Annotated in this window: 15 protein-coding genes; 5 read left to right on the top strand and 10 right to left on the bottom strand. The window is 43.7% G+C overall.

The window, feature by feature from the left end; genetic code table 11:
* Window positions 1–50 precede the first annotated feature (50 nt).
* From VL121_RS19985 to VL121_RS19975, 3 genes are all read left to right on the top strand, one after another.
* Window positions 51–1,475: a tetratricopeptide repeat protein gene (locus VL121_RS19985; protein WP_325408383.1), complete on the top strand. Its 1,425-nt coding sequence runs from the start codon at window positions 51–53 to the stop codon at window positions 1,473–1,475.
* 71 nt (window positions 1,476–1,546) lie between these two features.
* Window positions 1,547–2,320 carry a phosphosulfolactate synthase gene (locus VL121_RS19980; protein ID WP_325408382.1) on the top strand — a complete coding sequence of 258 codons (774 nt, stop codon included), beginning with the start codon at window positions 1,547–1,549 and terminating at the stop codon, window positions 2,318–2,320.
* The gene (locus VL121_RS19975) at window positions 2,317–3,045 is read left to right on the top strand and encodes a shikimate dehydrogenase family protein (RefSeq protein WP_325408381.1); all 729 of its coding nucleotides are present in this window, start codon (window positions 2,317–2,319) and stop codon (window positions 3,043–3,045) included. The genes VL121_RS19980 and VL121_RS19975 overlap by 4 nt, the downstream gene beginning before the upstream one ends.
* Before the next feature lie 80 nt (window positions 3,046–3,125).
* Here VL121_RS19975 and VL121_RS19970 read toward each other — a convergent pair whose 3' ends face one another.
* Window positions 3,126–5,273, bottom strand: coding sequence for a polysaccharide lyase 8 family protein (locus VL121_RS19970; RefSeq protein WP_325408380.1), 2,148 nt, complete (start codon window positions 5,271–5,273; stop codon window positions 3,126–3,128).
* A 58-nt stretch (window positions 5,274–5,331) separates the two neighbouring features.
* On the bottom strand, window positions 5,332–5,784 hold the full coding sequence (locus VL121_RS19965) for an SRPBCC domain-containing protein (RefSeq protein ID WP_325408379.1): 453 nt from the start codon (window positions 5,782–5,784) through the stop codon (window positions 5,332–5,334).
* Between the two features lie 342 nt (window positions 5,785–6,126).
* On the opposite strand from VL121_RS19965, the gene VL121_RS19960 reads away from it, so the two are divergent.
* Window positions 6,127–9,444 (top strand): ThuA domain-containing protein, encoded by a 3,318-nt coding sequence (locus VL121_RS19960; RefSeq protein ID WP_325408378.1) that lies wholly within the window; start codon window positions 6,127–6,129, stop codon window positions 9,442–9,444.
* Between the two features lie 41 nt (window positions 9,445–9,485).
* Here the strand turns inward: VL121_RS19960 and VL121_RS19955 are convergent, their stop codons facing one another.
* On the bottom strand, window positions 9,486–9,902 hold the full coding sequence (locus VL121_RS19955) for a transmembrane 220 family protein (protein WP_325408377.1): 417 nt from the start codon (window positions 9,900–9,902) through the stop codon (window positions 9,486–9,488).
* Window positions 9,903–9,996: 94 nt separating this feature from the next.
* On the opposite strand from VL121_RS19955, the gene VL121_RS19950 reads away from it, so the two are divergent.
* Window positions 9,997–10,563: a DUF417 family protein gene (locus VL121_RS19950; protein ID WP_325408376.1), complete on the top strand. Its 567-nt coding sequence runs from the start codon at window positions 9,997–9,999 to the stop codon at window positions 10,561–10,563.
* Window positions 10,564–10,693: 130 nt separating this feature from the next.
* On the opposite strand, the gene VL121_RS19945 is transcribed toward VL121_RS19950, so the two are convergent.
* The 7 genes from VL121_RS19945 to VL121_RS19915 form a co-directional block, all read right to left on the bottom strand.
* The gene (locus tag VL121_RS19945; protein ID WP_325408375.1) at window positions 10,694–11,269 is read right to left on the bottom strand and encodes a hypothetical protein; all 576 of its coding nucleotides are present in this window, start codon (window positions 11,267–11,269) and stop codon (window positions 10,694–10,696) included.
* On the bottom strand, window positions 11,269–12,684 hold the full coding sequence (locus VL121_RS19940) for an FAD-binding oxidoreductase (protein ID WP_325408374.1): 1,416 nt from the start codon (window positions 12,682–12,684) through the stop codon (window positions 11,269–11,271). The genes VL121_RS19945 and VL121_RS19940 overlap by 1 nt, the downstream gene beginning before the upstream one ends.
* 72 nt (window positions 12,685–12,756) lie before the next feature.
* Complete coding sequence (gene rocD / locus VL121_RS19935) at window positions 12,757–13,992, bottom strand: ornithine--oxo-acid transaminase (protein ID WP_325408373.1); 1,236 nt, start codon at window positions 13,990–13,992, stop codon at window positions 12,757–12,759.
* A 305-nt stretch (window positions 13,993–14,297) separates the two neighbouring features.
* Complete coding sequence (gene ispE / locus VL121_RS19930; RefSeq protein WP_325408372.1) at window positions 14,298–15,137, bottom strand: 4-(cytidine 5'-diphospho)-2-C-methyl-D-erythritol kinase; 840 nt, start codon at window positions 15,135–15,137, stop codon at window positions 14,298–14,300.
* Window positions 15,138–15,172: 35 nt separating this feature from the next.
* Entirely contained in the window at window positions 15,173–15,763 is a 591-nt protein-coding gene (locus tag VL121_RS19925) for a bifunctional nuclease family protein (protein ID WP_325408371.1), read from the bottom strand.
* 106 nt (window positions 15,764–15,869) lie between these two features.
* Window positions 15,870–16,838: an electron transfer flavoprotein subunit alpha/FixB family protein gene (locus VL121_RS19920; RefSeq protein ID WP_325408370.1), complete on the bottom strand. Its 969-nt coding sequence runs from the start codon at window positions 16,836–16,838 to the stop codon at window positions 15,870–15,872.
* A gap of 49 nt (window positions 16,839–16,887) precedes the next feature.
* Complete coding sequence (locus tag VL121_RS19915; protein ID WP_325408369.1) at window positions 16,888–17,631, bottom strand: electron transfer flavoprotein subunit beta/FixA family protein; 744 nt, start codon at window positions 17,629–17,631, stop codon at window positions 16,888–16,890.
* Between the last annotated feature and the right edge of the window lie 77 nt (window positions 17,632–17,708).

Genomic DNA, 17,708 nt, shown 5'->3' with positions numbered 1-17,708 from the left:
AAATACTTTTATTCTGAATAAAGGGTTAACTTTCACTAACTTACATCGCAATGCAGGATAATTCTTATCGTAATGACAGAGATGAGATGAGAGATTTACTAAAGCAATTTGAAAATCTCCGGACCGGCCTGAGCCATCATGGTTTCATGGAAGAAGAATCTTTTGAAAAGATTATAGATTATTTTGACGATAAAGATGATATTGCCGGGGCCCTGGAAGCCGCAGAACTGGGCGTTGGACAATTCCCCTACTCCGCCTCTTTACTGGTTAAAAAGGCCGATTTATTAATAGTTACCCGCAAGTATAATGATGCCTTAGAAATTTTAGAAAAGGCCGAAATACTCGACAGTTCCGACATTGATATTTACATTCTTAAAACCGATGTGTTTCTTGCGTTAGACGAGCATGAGAAAGCCGTAGGACTTTTGGAAGAAGCCATCAGCCTGTTTGAAGGAGATAACCGCATTAACCTGTTGTTTGAACTGGCAGATGTGTATGACGATTACGAGGAGTTCGGCAAAGTGTTTGACTGCCTGGTACATATACTGGAGTATGAGCCTAACAATGAAGAAGCGCTCTATAAAATATGTTTCTGGACAGATTTTACCGGAAGGAGTGAAGAAAGCATCAGGTTGCACCAGCACATCATTGACGAGTATCCATACAATGAACTGGCATGGTTTAACCTTGGCGCGGCATACCAGGGTTTGAAGCTATTTGAAAAATCAATTGACGCGTATAAGTATGCCCTGGCCATCAACGAAAAGTTTGACTATGCCTACAGGAACATGGCCGATGCGTATATCAGGTTAAGGAAATACCGCGATGCCATTGAATCGCTGGAAAAAGTAATTGAGCTGGCGCGGCCGGAGGATGTAATTTACGAAGCTATTGGTCATTGTTACGATAAACTTAAGCAATATGCCCAGGCAAGATTTTATTATAAAAAAGCTTCACACCTTAACAGCGATGACAGCAAATTGTATTATAAGATTGCCTGTACCTATATTAATGAACTGTTGTTTAGTAAAGCCGTGCAATACTTAGAGTCGGCCATGCGCATACATCGCATGCAACCGGAGTATAACCTGGCTATGGGCGAATGTTTGCTGGAATTAGGAAATATTAAGGATGCCATCATACACTTTTCCAATGTAGTAAAGGCTAAACCGCGGGGAATTGCCGGGTGGGAAGCGCTTATACGCTGCTTATACAAGGAAGATTTCCTGACAGAAGCAACAGAGCAGCTTGACAATGCGCAGCAGGTTGCGGGAGATAAACCATTGTTCCTGTTTTACCAAAGCGCTGTTTTATTTGCTAGGGGTAAAAGCAAGGAGGCGCTGCTGGTACTGCAAAACGCTATGGAAAGAGCACCAAGGCTGCTTAAAAAATTTATAGAACTGAATCCTACCATACTTCAGAATCAGCAGGTGGTTGATCTTATTGCCTATTACAAACGAAAACGTTCCATCTGACATGGAATAACCTGCACCGGGAAACATAATCTTCCTTATTTTTGCGCATTCTTTAAAACATCTCATCTTTCATGAATTTTAATCTAAGTCAGATACCCGAACGAAAAAGTAAACCCCGTCGTTCAGGTATCACAATGGTAATGGATAAAGGCTTAAGTATTGAAGAGACAAAAAATTTCCTAAGTATAGCTCACCCGTATGTTGATATTGTTAAGCTGGGTTTTGGAACTTCATTTGTTACGCCGCAGCTTCGTGAAAAAATTAAAGTGTACCAGTCCTATGATTTACCCCTGTATTTCGGGGGTACTTTATTTGAAGCCTTTTTGATCCGAAACCAGTTCCAGGATTACGTTAATACCCTTAAAGACTACAATATCTCGTATATGGAGGTAAGCGATGGTTCAATTACCATTCCGCATGCCGAAAAGTGCGGTTATATTGAAAAGCTTACCAAATACGGCGTAGTGTTTAGTGAAGTGGGAAGTAAAGACGCAGAACATATTATTCCTCCCTATAAATGGATAGAGCTAATGAAAGCTGAGCTGAATGCAGGTTCAACTTATGTAATCGCTGAAGCGCGGGAAGCCGGAAATGTGGGTATTTACAGGGGAACGGGTGAAGTACGGGAAGGCCTGGTGCAGGAAATTCTGACTCAGATTCCGGAAGAACGCATTATTTGGGAAGCGCCGCAAAAAGCACAGCAGTTGTATTTTATTGAGCTGCTGGGGTGCAATGCCAACCTGGGTAATATTGCTCCATCGGAAGTGATCCCGCTGGAATCCATGCGTATCGGCCTGCGGGGAGATACTTTTCATTTGTTTTTAAATAAAGATGATGTGGAATGAAATTGTACGGACTGATTGGCTACCCGCTCGGGCATTCTTTCTCAAAGCAATACTTTACGCAAAAATTTGAAAAAGAGCAGCTCAACTGCCGGTTTGAAAATTTTGCTATAGAAAATATCGCGCTTTTCCCTGCCGTATTGCAAAATAACCCTTCATTGCTGGGGTTATGTGTAACTATTCCCTATAAGGAAAAGGTCATTCCCTTTCTTCATAAATTATCTCCGGGCGTTCAGCAAATTGGCGCATGCAATTCTATCCGGATAAGCAATGGCAAACTTACCGGGTTTAATACAGATGCTATGGGGTTCAAGCAGTCGCTCCTACGGCAGCTACAACCGTATCATACCAAAGCGCTGATACTTGGCACGGGAGGTGCTTCCAAAGCTGTTGAATATGTGTTGCAGCAACTGGGCATTGCATATACATTGGTAAGCCGAAGTGCCCGGGAGCATGCGATTAGCTATAACATGCTCAACGCGGAAATGATTAAAAGTAATTTGCTGATCATTAACGCGTCTCCGGTGGGTACATTTCCTGATGTAAATCAATGCCCGGATATTCCTTATGAGGGCATAGGAGAGCGGCACTTTCTTTTTGATTTGATTTATAATCCTCAAAAAACCTTATTCCTGGAAAAAGGAGCAGAGCGTGGTGCGGCTGTTCAGAACGGGCATGACATGCTGATTGCACAGGCTGAAGCCAGTTGGGAACTATGGAATGAATAGCTGCAATAACTCTACCGTATTGGAGTGTGATACTTCTTTCCTGTGCCAATGTATGATAGTTGTTTAAATACCCTTCCGCTCTATCCGGGCTCAATCATTACAGAAGTGGTGGCACCTGCATAGTTCAATTGGGGAAGGTAGCATATAAGTTCTTTTTCCTTTTTAGCCCCGGGTAATTTTATGTTAACGGTTATGCTGCTGTATTGCTGCGTGGGATCTGCAATATATAAGGATGCTTTCTTTGGGTTACTGCTATTTTTCAGATATACTATGCAGGGTTTGTTAACCGATACGCTTAAGGCGGAAGTAGTTAATGCAGCGGCCTTATAAAATACTACCTGAAGCATATCTAACTTTGAATGCGCTACTGCCTGGATAGAATCTGAGTTTCTTATTATTTGGATATCCGCCAGAGGATAAGCCTGCATTTTATTTTGGCCCCCGATTCCCGGAACTACAATGTAAGCATAGGTGGCCGAAGTGGGCTGCGCCCCATGAGTGAACCAGAGCTTAAACACATTACCTGCTATTTCATTTTTTGAATTACGATAATTGATTTTGTACCAGTTGCCGGTTTGTTTCGCATTACTTACCTGTACATTACCGCCGGCCGGAAAAAAATAACCAATGCTGTCATGCAGTATCCAGCGGGGATTTTTATACTGCAATAAGCTGTTGTCCTGTGCTGTCAGGGTATGTTCTGATGTTTCAGCTATGGTTACTTTACCGTTTAACCAGCATTGATTAACAGTAGTAGTAATATTTTCCGGTGTGGTACTGTTGATGCCAGCCCCAAGACATACCACTTCATCATCAAAAAAGAACCAGGCTTTTTTGGCGGCAACACTATCATAATTCAGCATATAGGCGGTTACACCATATACACTGTCCGATACACCGCCTGCAAAGTTTGTAGTGCCTTTTATCCCCCATTCTTTTCGTATGACCGCACCTTCGTCCGAATCGTAATCCCGGTTGGTAACACCTGGTAGTTTGTCCCATTCCCATATGGGCATTATATTATAATATTCACTTCCCCGGCGTTGAATATTAGTAGAGCCGTCCGGCAAAAATTTACCAAGGATATTTTCATTATTTCCTCTTTCCGTTCTTATCGTACGTGTAGAAACGGTGCGTATATTAAACGAATAGGCGGGTCGCTGGTGGATATCATAATCGCCTCTCCAAAAATGGGTGTGGGTTGGAGTGATCTTATAAGCGGATGGCTGAAGTTCCCCGGTTCTTGCAATGGCCGCATTCCATATATCACTGTATGTGGGGTCTAATAACAGGGCTTTTTGCAGACGTAATATTTCATCCTTTTTTTTAAGCATATTGGGGCGGCTGATGCCGCGTCCTTCGGTATTAAAATCAATACAACTACCCCGGATCGTGCGTAAATAGGTATTCCTGTAATACCCGGAAAGTATATCCAGTTTATTATTCTGCAAAGCATAAGGTGTTCCCAAAAGATAAGCGGCGATCCTCAGCACATCAGATAAAAAAACGGATCCGTAACTGGATATCTGCAACTGGTTGCCATGTTCCAGGTTTGAATAATCATATTGTAAGCCTTCCGGCTGGTTTTTTAATCGTAATGGGGCAAAGGACTGATCAACGGCCGTATCCAGCAACCCCTTGTTTTGGGTAAGACATGCACGGTATAAATAATGCAGGGCGATATCCGTTTTATTTGCGCCACTATACATAAAAGGATCCCCATTCATCATCTTGTTTATCAAGTCAGATTCCAATGGGGCAGGCAAAGGCTCCGGTGCATAACGCATAATAATTAATATCTGTCCGGTAAACTGCGGATAGGATATTCTGTTATACCACCAGTTTTTGGCTACAAAATTCAGTTTATACCAGTAATATAGAGATTTTATAATAGCGGATCGCAGGGCGTGGTCATGAAAGTAAATACTTCCCGGTGTGGTATAGGCTATGGCAAAAGTTTTTATGCGGCTTAAATGGGTGCCAGTCTCATTCATATAGTCAATATCCCGCCATGCGCTGTCATTATAAGTTAATGTGTGTTTGGAATTGTTTACCAACCGGTCTAATCCTCCAACAGAGCTAACAATGTGCAGGTCCGCGTTAATCCTGTTCATAATGGTATCGAAAGGATACGATTGCCCCGAAGCGCTGATGAACAGCAGTACACCGCCTGTCAGCAACCACCCTGTTTTATATTTCAACAATAATAATAAGCTTGTGAACTTCATGCTATTCAATTGAAATAAGGCGAACGGGAAAAGTAATTACGGTATTCCTTCAGTCCAGCTATGCTGATTCCACTAATTTTTTAATTGCAGTTAATACAGGATCCCAGCCACCGCCATCCATCGTATCACGGTATCTCTTTTCACCATCACCCGCCGTTGCATAATCGCCCTGCGTTACGGTTAAAAGGATTTGTCCGTTTTGAGGCGTTAAGGCGTACGTTACCGTAAGGTAATTTTCCGGTATATCGGCAATACCGGAATTGGGGTCGATGGTGCTATATGCCAGCAATATACTGGGTTCAATGTTAATGATTTTACCTTTTACAAAAACCATTTCTTTTCCTTCATAGTTTCCCTTCCACAACAAATCACTCCCCGGCTTCCATTCGGAAACCGTTTCGCAACCAAACATGTATTTTTTTGTTTGCTCCGGGTTAACTAAAGCGTCCCAAACCTTTTCAGGAGCGGCATTGATGGTAATACTATTTTGTACAATTAAGGGGCTACTCATTTCTTAATTATATTAAGTACGTTAACGTATTGGAATAGTTGTGGTACACGGAATAGGAATCGTATATTATTTATTTCTATAAAGTTAGTGCAACTTTCTTTAATGCATTGGGGATGATTACTGATACCGGTTATATACGTGCTTCTGTGAATCATCCTGTGCCGGTACCCAACAATTTTCCCGGTGAATAATGTTATTTGAAGAAATGAACTTACATTTATCTCTCTTAAAAAACGTTTCAACGATTCCACAATGAAGAAAAACTTTCCCCTTCTCTTATGTTGCGTTGCGCTCTTTCTTTTTTCTGCCTGTAACAAACGTAGTGGTAAACCAAAGATACTCGTGTTTACCAAAACAGCCGGATTCCATCATCAATCCATACCGGCAGGCGTTGCCGCTATTCAGAAGCTTGGTGCAGCGAATGATTTTGATGTAGATACCACATCTGATGCCAATATGTTTTCGGATGATATACTGAGCGAATATTCGGCTATTATTTTTTTGAATACTACTGGTCCTTTGTTTAATACTGTTCAGCGTATTGCGCTCGAAAGATACATGCAGGCAGGGGGTGGTTACGTGGGTATACACGCCGCTACCGATGCGGAGTACGACTGGGGCTGGTATACCCGCCTGGCCGGGGCTAATTTTGAAAGCCATCCCCGCCAGCAGGAAGCTAAATTAATAGTAAAAGACAAGAGTCACGCGTCAACCCAGCACCTGCCGGATGTATGGACAAGGAAAGATGAATGGTATAACTTTAAGAAGCTGAATAAGGATGTTCATGTGCTCATTACTATTGATGAAAAAAGTTATGAAGGCGGTAAAAATGGCGACAATCATCCCATGGCCTGGTATCATGAATATGATGGAGGACGGGCTTTTTATACGGAACTGGGACATACGGATGAATCGTACAGCGAGCCCCTGTATTTACAGCACATTCTGGGTGGTATCCAATATGCCATAGGTGGCAATGAAAAATTAGATTATAGCGGGGTGGTATCCAAATACCCTCCCGATGAAGACCGGTTTACTAAAACACCCCTGGTGCAGGGAGGATTCTTTGAACCTACGGAAATGACTATTCTCCCCAATTTTGATATCCTTATTACACAACGCAGGGGCGAAATCATGCTGTATAAAAATGAAACCAAACAATTGAAGCAAGTGGGTTTTTTAAACGCGTACTTCAAAACAACTACAGCCGGCGCCAATGCGGAAGAGGGTGTATTAGGTATCAGTAAAGACCCCGGTTTTAGCAAGAATCACTGGGTATATATTTTTTACAGTCCTGCAGATACTTCGGTAAACCGGCTGTCGCGTTTTAAATTTGAGAATGATACTATTGATAACAAAACAGAACAGGTGATCCTGCAATTTTATTCGCAGAGAGAAATATGCTGTCATACCGGCGGCTCTATCGCGTTTGGACCGGATGGCTTATTGTATGTATCCACAGGCGATAATTCCACACCTTTTAATGAACCCGGTCAAACCTATACCAACAGGGGCTATGGTCCGTTAGATGATCGCCCCGGACACCTGCAGTACGATGCCAGGAGAAGTTCGGGTAATACCAACGACCTCAGGGGAAAGATATTGCGGATAAAAGTAAATGAAGATGGCACATACGAAGTACCCGATGGGAATTTGTTTCCTAAAGGAACCGATAAAACCCGGCCTGAAATATATGTAATGGGTAACCGTAATCCATACCGTATTTCTGTTGATCAGAAAAACAGTTTCCTGTATTGGGGTGAGGTAGGCCCGGATGCCAGCACGGATAGTTTTGGCGTGCGGGGTCCGCGCGGGTATGATGAGCTGAACCAGGCGCGCAAAGCGGGCTTTTTTGGATGGCCTTTGTTTGTAGGAAACAACTATGGGTATAACCGCTACGATTATGCTACAGGAACTTCCGGAGAAGCCTTTGATCCGGAAAAGCCTTTGAATGAATCGCGCAACAATACGGGACTAAAAGAATTGCCTGCCGTGGCGCCACCTTTTATATGGTATCCCTATGCCGCATCAGCAGAGTTCCCCCAGGTAGGAACCGGCGGACGCAATGCCATGGCCGGCCCGGTATATTATACCGATATGTGGCCTTCAAAAACAAGACTCCCGGATTATTACAATGGGAAATTATTTATTTACGACTGGATAAGAGGATGGATAAAAGTGGTAACCATGCTGCCTAACGGCGATTTTGACAAGATGGAACCTTTTATGGAGCATACCAAACTCCATAATGCCATTGATATTGAATTGGGTCCCGATGGAAAGCTATATATTCTTGAATATGGAAGCGGGTGGTTTGCAAAAAATGAAGACGCCGGACTGAGCCGCATTGATTATAACGGCGGTAACCGTTCGCCCAAAATAGCTGCCATTAAGGTAGATAAAACTTCCGGGACCCTGCCTTTAACCCTTAAGGCTACTGTTGAAGCAACAGATCCCGAAAATGATGCCATGACCTACATATGGACTACCGGAAGCGGGCAAACGAAAGAAACCCAGGCGCCTGACGCGGAGCTTGTATTAGACAAGCCCGGCGATTATGTGCTATCGGTGGAGGTGAAGGATAAAAAAGGTGCTGCTTCAAAAAGCAATACGATAAATATATATGCGGGCAACACGGCGCCGGAGATAACCGTGCAAATTACCGGTAACCAGTCTTTTTACTTTCCTGGCAAACCTGTGAACTATGCTGTTACGGTTAATGATAAGGAAGAGGGAAGCGTTATTGATGCCGATCATCTTTATGTTACAGCCGATTACTTAGAAGGCGCAGATAAAGCGGCCATACCCCAGGGACACCAAACCGCTGCTGCAACGGTAAGCGGAAGAAGTATTATGCTTTCGCTGGATTGTAAAACCTGTCATAAAACAGATGAAAAATCCATCGGGCCCTCTTTCACCGAAGTGGCAAAACGTTATCATAAAAATGGAGACGCGGTAACTTATCTCACAGGCAAAATTATTAAAGGAGGTAGCGGCGCCTGGGGAGAAGTAGCCATGGCGGCGCATCCCAACCTGCCGGAGGACGATGCAAAACAAATTGTGCAGTGGGTGCTTTCCCTGGCAAACCCGGCTACTATTAAAAAATCATTACCTGAAAAGGGTTCAATTCCTGTTAAAGCGGTAAAAGAAAACGAGGCCTTATACATTTCCGCCACATACACCGACAAAGGCGGCGCTTCTATAAAACCACTTTCGGGAGATGCGGCTTTTGCATTGCGCAGCAGTAAGCTAACTTTTGGAGGAGTAACCAATATGAAAGCGTATAGTGCTATGAATGCCGGTGGCATGAGATTTATGGTTGTGCCTGCTGATAAAGAAGGCTGGTTCAGTATTGACAGTATTGATTTGCAGGGCGTAAACGGCGCTGAACTGCTGGCCCGCTGGCAGAATGATAATGACGCGCCAAAGGCGGGGTACCTGTTTGAGCTGAGGCTGGGTACGCCCAATGGCCAGAAGATAGCAGAAGCGGTGCTTGATAAAACTGCTGTTAAGGATAAACAGAAGATGGCGAAGCTGAAATTTAATTTTGATGTAATTACCGGAGAGAAAAAACAGAACCTTTATATTATAAGCATGCCGAAAGATAAAGATGACGGCAGCACTATAGGATTGGGTATGCTTGAACTGACGGCGAAGTAAGGGAGGGGTGAAAAGTGAAAGAAGGAGCTATCAGCTCATCATTAGTATACTTTATCTGACGGCTGAATGCTGAAAGCTGATAGCTCTTTTACTTTTCTTTTTGCATATATGTAATTAATAAGCAGTACGGCTATCAGTATAGCCAGTCCAAAAAATTCCCTGGTATCTTCTATCCACGGTGTTTCAGCCTTCATGCTGGCCGCAATATTTTCTGCATGATGTTTAGTGAGCCAGTCCCATACACCATCTTTTTCAAAAAAAAGATAGATGGCATATATTGCATATGCAGCCATTCCCAGCAGGGAGGCCAGGGGGTAGTGTCTGTTCCGGAATGCAAGCCAGCACAGTGCTGCACCGTACAGGTATATGGGCATCCATAGCCAGGGATCGGGATCATTGTATTGCAGTGCCGCGGAAATAAGGAATAAGACGCAGAAGGTGATATTGAATATTTTCATAAATACAATATTAAAAAAAATAAGCTGCTTTTACACATAAGTTCACAGGTAAGGTTAGATATATAATCAATATTTTTACCCAAACAAAAAGGTGATGAAAAATTTTTTTAATTATGTTGCCCGGTTAGAGCATGCTGGCATACAGCTTACCAGGATAGGATTAGTAATTGTTTTAGTGTGGATTGGTGGATTAAAAGCATTCAAATATGAAGCGGTAGGTATTGTACCCTTTGTAGCAAACAGCCCTACAATGAACTTTTTATATAAGTATGATGCCCCGGAATATAAAAAGCACATGAATAAAGAAGGAGAGTATAAGCCGGAAAACATTGCATGGCATCAGGAAAACCATACGTATGCTTTTTCCTACGGACTGGGAGCGGTAATTGTTTTTATCGGTATCCTTATTGCGCTCTATCCGGTATTCCCCGGCGTGTCTGCCGCAGGCAGCTTTTTATGCTTCGGGATGTCGTTGGTAACGCTTTCGTTTTTAATAACTACTCCGGAAACATGGGTGCCGGCATTAGGCGATGCTGAGCATGGGTTTCCCTATCTTAGTGGAGCCGGCCGGCTTGTAATAAAAGACGTAATTATGATGGGCGCAAGTGTAGTAACAATGGCAGAGGCAGCAAAGGTTCACTTAAAAAGGAAGCTGGCATAGGGAGGGAGATTATCATTATAAATTTCAAATCAGGAATCACTCACTACTCACTGCTGACCACTGACACCTCACCATTCGGGTATCCATACTATCGTTAGTAGCTACTTAACTGATAGCTGATACCTCAGACTCAAAAATTATAGCCCATAGTAAAGAATGGTTTATTGCCATAAGGCGAGCGCGACTCCTGCAGCACATCATATTGAAGCATGAGTAGCAATGCGCCGTTTCCACCTGTGGGGATAGCAGCGCCACCACCAATTAGTAAGGAAGGAATAAACTGCCCTTTTAATTTTTCAGTAGGATGGCTATCAGAATATTTTATAGAGCCCCAGCTATAATTAACTTCGGGTTGCGCCTGTATTAATATATAGGGGATAGGATACACCCTGCCAAATACATTTAGCCCTGTATAACCTGACCTGGTTTTTGTTTCCAGTCCGTTACCCCAGAATGTTTTATAACTATAGTAATTAAAATTAACCCCGGCGCCTGCCGCAAAATGCGTGTTAAACCTGTAACCTGCCTGGGGCGAAACGTTTATGGAAGAAGTGTTACTGCCAAATCCCAGCCCAAAATTACCTCCAAAAAACAATTTTGATTTATCAAATCCTTTTGGTGATGTATCTTCCGGTTCACCCTGCGCGTATATGGTTTGTGTTAGCGCCGTTGTAATCACTAATAACAACATCATTATTTTTTTCATCAGTCAAAAATTTTACCCGCGTTTAAAATATTATTGGGATCAAATACTTTTTTAATACCCCGCATCAGTTGTAAGTGAGTTTCGCTCATTACAATATCCATATAGCCTTTTTGCACCAACCCTATGCCATGTTCCGCGCTAATAGTGCCACCCAGTTCTTTTACCAGTTCAAACAAAGCGCGTAAACCTTCCACCATCACCGGCTCTGTTGCGCTGTTTGCGGTGCCTTCCTTTTTAATGCGGATATGCAGGTTACCATCGCCCGCATGTCCGTAGCATACCGCATGAAAGCGATGTTTTTCTCCCAGTGCTTTTACACCCCGTATAAGCGCAGGCAAAGCGGCACGCGGCACTACCGTGTCTTCCTCAATCATATAGCCTTTTAGCTTTACCGCTTCCGCCACCTGCTTGCGGAGTTTCCACAGGGCGGCTTTTTGCTGCACATCATCTGCAAAATAAATCTCTCCGCAATCATAACTTGTTAAAACTTCACTAATTGCTTCCATTTCCGCTATTAAAGCTTCCATATGGTTACCATCCACTTCAATAATAAGGTGGGCTTCTGTTCCGGCGGTTATGGGTATAGTGGAGTCGCCGGTCATATTGCTTACAATCAGCAGGGCATCTATTTCAACCAGTTCAACGGCGCTGGGCGTAAATCCTGCCCTGAATATGGCGCTTACGGCTTCACCTGCTTTTTCAAGCGAATGAAAGGGCGCCAGCATCAGCAAATCATATTTGGGAAGCGGGATCAGCTTTAATACTATTTTAGTAACAATGGCCAGGGTTCCTTCGCTGCCAATGATTAACTGGGTAAGGTTGTAGCCCGTAACATTTTTAAGCACGTTGGCTCCCGTCCATATAATTTCGCCATTGGGCAGCACAATTTCAAGATTGAGCACATAGTCCTTTACCACGCCGTATTTCACCGCTTTGGGTCCGCCGCTGTTTTCCGCTATATTGCCTCCAATAAAACAGGAACCACGGCTGGCGGGGTCGGGAGGGTAAAACAAACCTTTAGTCTTAACCGCATCCTGCAGCACTTCCGTTATTACTCCCGGCTCGGTAGTTACCTGCAGGTTGCTTTCATCAATCTGCAATATACTGTTCATCCTTTCGGTAGAGATTAATACACCGCCAATATGCGGCAGCGCGCCTCCGCTTAACCCCGTTCCGGCGCCTCTTGGTGTTACAGGAATTTTTTCTGTATTACAAATTTTAAGTATTTCACTTATTTCAATGGCTGTACGCGGTTTCAGTACTACTTCCGGAGGAAAGGATAGCGCTTCCGTTTCATCATGCCCGTAATGCAACCGGGTTGCTTCATCCTCCAGCACATAAGCAGCACCAATAATAGCTTTAAACTGAGTGATATGCTGTTGTGCAAGCCTGGTTTTTTCTGCGAAAGCTTTCATCAGGAATATAATTTTTGCAAAAATCGGTAATCGCGTGCATATTCTATAAACTATACCCTCCGCACCGTGTTGCTAAAAAGCGGCAGCAATACTTTTTGCTATAATGCCGGCGCACTCTTTTATTTGTGCTGCCGTAATTATCAAAGGAGGCGCAAATCTTATTTTATCTCCATGCGTGGGTTTAGCCAGCAAGCCGTTTTCCTTTAGCTCAAGACACAGTTGCCATGCCGCATCAGTATGGGTGTGCTGAATAACAATGGCATTCAGTAAACCCCTTCCACGAATGGTATGAATATGAGGAGAATTTATTTTTTTTAGTTCCGATCGTAATAATGTACCCATTTCGTCCGCGTTTTCAGCCATTCTTTCTTCTTTTAAAACGGATAGCGCCGCTATGGCAACGCTGCAGGCCAGGGGGTTTCCGCCATAGGTAGAGCCATGTTCACCGGGTTGTATGGTAAGCATAATGTCGTTGTTGGCCAGCACTGCGCTTACAGGCAATGTGCCGCCGCTTAATGCTTTTCCTAATAAAAGGATATCGGGTTTAACATCCTCATGGTCGCAGCATAGTAATTTGCCGGTGCGGCATAGGCCGGTTTGAATTTCATCTGCAATAAATAATACGTTATTTTCTTCGCAAAGCTGTTTTGTTTTTTTGAGATAGCCTTCATCCGGTATCACTACCCCGGCTTCACCCTGGATGGGCTCAACCAGGAATCCGGCAACATTTTTATCTTCCAGCGCGGTGGCAAGCGCGGCAACATTATTATAGGGAATAATTTCAAAGCCCGGCGTAAAAGGTCCAAATTGTTTGGCAGACGAAGGGTCGCTGCTAAAGGAGATGACAGACAGGGTGCGTCCATGAAAATTGTTGGCGCAAACAATGATCTTCACCTTATTTTCGGGTATGCCTTTTACCCTATATCCCCAGCGCCTGCAAAGTTTGAGCGCTGTTTCCACTGCTTCAACGCCGGTGTTCATAGGCAGCACCTTATCGTAACCAAAATATTGTGTTATAAATTGTTCATATGCTCCGAGTATATTGTTATGAAAGGCTCTTGAAGTAAGGGTGAGCTGTTGTGCCTGCGATAGTAGCGCGTTAATGATGCGGGGATGGCAATGTCCCTGGTTAACTGCAGAATACCCGCTTAAGAAATCGTAATAACGTTTATCATCCACATCCCACACAAACACTCCTTTTCCCCTGTTAAGCACTACAGGAATGGGGTGATAATTGTGTGCGCCATACTTTTCTTCAAGGGTTAAGTAATAGGTTGTTTTTTCAGTAAGTGATATGGTAACTGGCATAATAATTATTGTTTTAAGGTTTTAAAACAACGGAACAAACTGGATACAAAAGAAATAAATGGCAGGTTAGTGCCTGGATAGCTGAAGGAAGGTAACCGGAAGCTACTGGTGATCGAGAAAATCGAGGTTACGATCAAGAAAGGATAATATGTGTGCCCTGATTAAGATAGTAATGAATTGTGCCGCAAGATACGAATAGTTTAGAAGTTTATGGTTTGGAAGTTTACGGTTTACACGAGTTGCAGGGTACAGGTTACAAGTTGCAAGTGTTACAAGGACGCGCTGATACCTGCAACAACCTGCTTTTACTGTATTATTTTATGTGTATAATTCTTATCCCACTTCAGCTCAGGCGCTTTGTTTTTACTAAATATGCCATACACCGAGGAGCCGCTGCCCGAAAGCGAGGCATAAAGCGCGCCATTGGCATAGAGTATTTTTTTAACCTCTGCTATCTGTGGATATTCACGGAAAACCGGCGGTTCAAAATCGTTAAGCAGTTCATTACTCCATGTTTCTATAGGTTGCTGAACGATGCTTTTAATGGGTTTGGAGGGCTGAACAGGCGTGAGTTTTGAAAATGCCCATGCGGTTTGTATATGGATTCCCGGATGTACGATCAAAAAAGAATAAGCGGAAAGATCAAGTGGGAGCGGCTCTGTCTGTTCTCCGCGGCCGGTTGCATAACAGGGTGTGTTAATAATAAAAAAAGGGCAGTCGCTGCCTAACTTCAATGCATAGCCTGTAAGTTGTTCCGGCGACAGGTTGAGGTTGAACTTTTTATTGAACAGTAATAAGGTAAATGCACCGTTGGCCGATCCGCCACCCAGCCCGGCGCCCGTTGGAATGGATTTGTGCAGGTGCAAAAATACCGGGGGGAGTTCCGGGAAATCTTTTTTTAGCAGGTGATAAGCTTTCAAACATATATTATCAGATGTATTTCCAGGCACAGGAAGCCCGGAGTATGAGAACTGTACCGGTGCCACAGGTAAGGATGAAAGTGTAACGGCAGATCGCGGGATCAACTCTATCGCATCGTGCCAGTTGATCGGATAAAAAATAGTTGCTATGTTATGATAGCCGTCTGCTCTTTTTGAGGTGATATTAAGCCCTATATTAATTTTGCAATTGGGGAAAAGAACCACGGGCTGGCATTATTTTAATAAGGATGTGCTTAATATTATTTTTTCCTGTGATTGATTTCATCCCGGATGGCAATTGCCCTGAGATAATCTTCCTGTTCAAGTACTTCACCCAGTAACTGGTTGAGCTCTTCCAGCGACATGGATTTAAGATCGTCTTTTGAACCTGTTTCCCGTACCAATTGCTGTTCTTCCTCCGGTTTTTTCTTTTTGCCGGAATCTTCCATCAGTATACCCGCGCTTTCTAAAATGTGTTCGTAAGTATAGATGGGGCATCCGAAACGAACGGCAAGCGCCAGGGCATCGGAGGTCCTGGAATCTATCTCCACCGTATCATGCTCGTTGCTACACAAAAGTTTCGAGTAAAATATGCCTTCCTGCAGGTCGCTGATGATGATTTCATGGAGATCTACATTAAATGCCATCATAAAATTTTTCATCAGGTCGTGTGTAAGCGGCCTGCTGGGTTGCATTCTTTCCAAAGCTACCGCAATGGCCTGAGCTTCAAACCCGCCTATTACAATGGGCAGGCGCCTCAACCCGTTTGTTTCGCCTAGTACAACGGCATAAGAATGTGTTTGAGTAATACTGTGCGATAGTGCTACTATTTCCAGTTCTATTTTCTTCATAATCTGTTGCGAATGTACAAGAATTTTATAAAATGGATAAGGGCCGGGAGGCATAAAATAAAAAACCGCAGATGACCTGCGGTTTAGTGTAAAGGAACGTGTTTTCTCATGCTACGCCTTTCAGTTTTTTAACTTCTTCTATTAACTTGGGCACTACTTCAAAAGCATCACCAACAATTCCATAATCGGCGGCTTTAAAAAAGGGCGCTTCGGGATCTTTATTAATAACAACAATTGTTTTGCTCCTGTTTACACCGGCCAAATGCTGTATAGCGCCGGAAATGCCAATAGCTATATATAAATTAGGCGCTATAGCCAAACCAGTTTGTCCCACATGCTCGTGATGCGGGCGCCAGTGTGTATCTGCTACCGGGCGGCTGCACGCGGTAGCGGCGCCTAGTAACTTAGCCAGTTCTTCAATCATGCCCCAGTTTTCCGGGCCTTTTAGCCCGCGGCCTCCGCTTACCACAATTTCCGCCTCACTCAAAGGCACTTCGCCCTTCACTTTATTGACCGATATTGTCTTTACTTTGGTTGCATCTATTGTTGCATTAAATGGAATAATTGTTGCTTGGGCATCTGCTGAAGCAACGGGCGGAAATGCATTAGGATTGAGCGTAATGATCTTAATGTCTGTATTCAGCGCAACATGGGCAAACGCCTTTCCGGAGAACACAGATTTTTTTACAACAAAGCCATTGGCAGTATCGGGTAATGCTACTGCACCTGAAACCAGGGCAGCTTTGAGGCGGGCCGACAAGCGCGGGGCTATTGCTTTGCCATCCGCATTATTTGCAAATACCACTATTTTGGCGCCTGTTGCCTGTACTGCCTGTGCAATAACACTGGTAAATACCTGTGCATCCACATGATCTAATTGCTGACCGGCTATATGATGTATTTTCTTAATTCCGTATTGACCCAATGCGGTAAGGTCATCTTTTACCGATCCCAGCACTACAGCTTCGGCGGCCATGCCCATTTGTGCGGCAAGTTGTGAACCGTAGCTTAATGCCTCCAGGGAGGCTTTTTTTATATGCCCTTCCGCCTGATCTATAAATATGAGTACCGACATATATAAATTTGAAATTTAAGATTTAAGATTTAATAAGGAGATAAGGTATTTAAATCACTTTAGCTTCCTGATGCAGCAATCTTACCAGTTCTCCCGGATTGTCGGCCGGAATTAATTTCACACCTTCTTTTGCAGGAGGTAATTCAAAATTAATAATACCGGTTAAACTGTCTGCAGCAACGGGTTCTGCCACGTTCAGGGGTTTGGTACGGGCAGCCATGATGCCCCGCATATTGGGTATTCTTGCTTCAGCCATTCCTTTCTGGCAGCTTACTACTACAGGTGTGCTTACTTCAACTGTTTCTTCGCCGCCTTCAATTTCCCGGGTAACGGTGGCTGTATTACCGCTTATTTCGAAATGTGTTGCCAGGGCAACATAGGGAAGATTCAATAGTTCCGCTACCATGCCTCCTATAGAGGCGCCGTTATAATCAATGGTTTCCCTGCCGGTAAATACCAGGTCGTAAGCACCCTGCCTGGCTATTTCCGCGATCTGCGAAGCAATATAAAAACTATCCTGGCTATCGGCATTTACACGCGTGGCTTCATCGCCGCCTAATGCCAGCGCCTTACGGATAACCGGTTCTGCATCCGCGCCAGCTACGGTTACAAGATGGAGTGCAGCAGAAGGATCCTTCTCTTTAATTTCAATGGCTCTTACCAGGGCATACCATTCATCGTAAGGGTTGATGATCCATTGCACGCCTTCGGTGGCGAATTTTGTATTGTTATCGGTAAAGGCAATTTTTGCCGTAGTGTCGGGTGATTTGCTGATACAAACTAGTATTTTCATTTGTTTGTGTTTAGGCTCCGGTTAGACGGATATTGAATACTTTCTGATGGATTCACCATTAAAGTTGTTTATGCAAC

This window comes from Agriterribacter sp. (assembly GCF_035497235.1).
Lineage (GTDB): Bacteria > Bacteroidota > Bacteroidia > Chitinophagales > Chitinophagaceae > Agriterribacter.
Note: the sequence above shows the minus strand (reverse complement) of the source record. Positions and strands in the feature narration are given on the sequence as shown.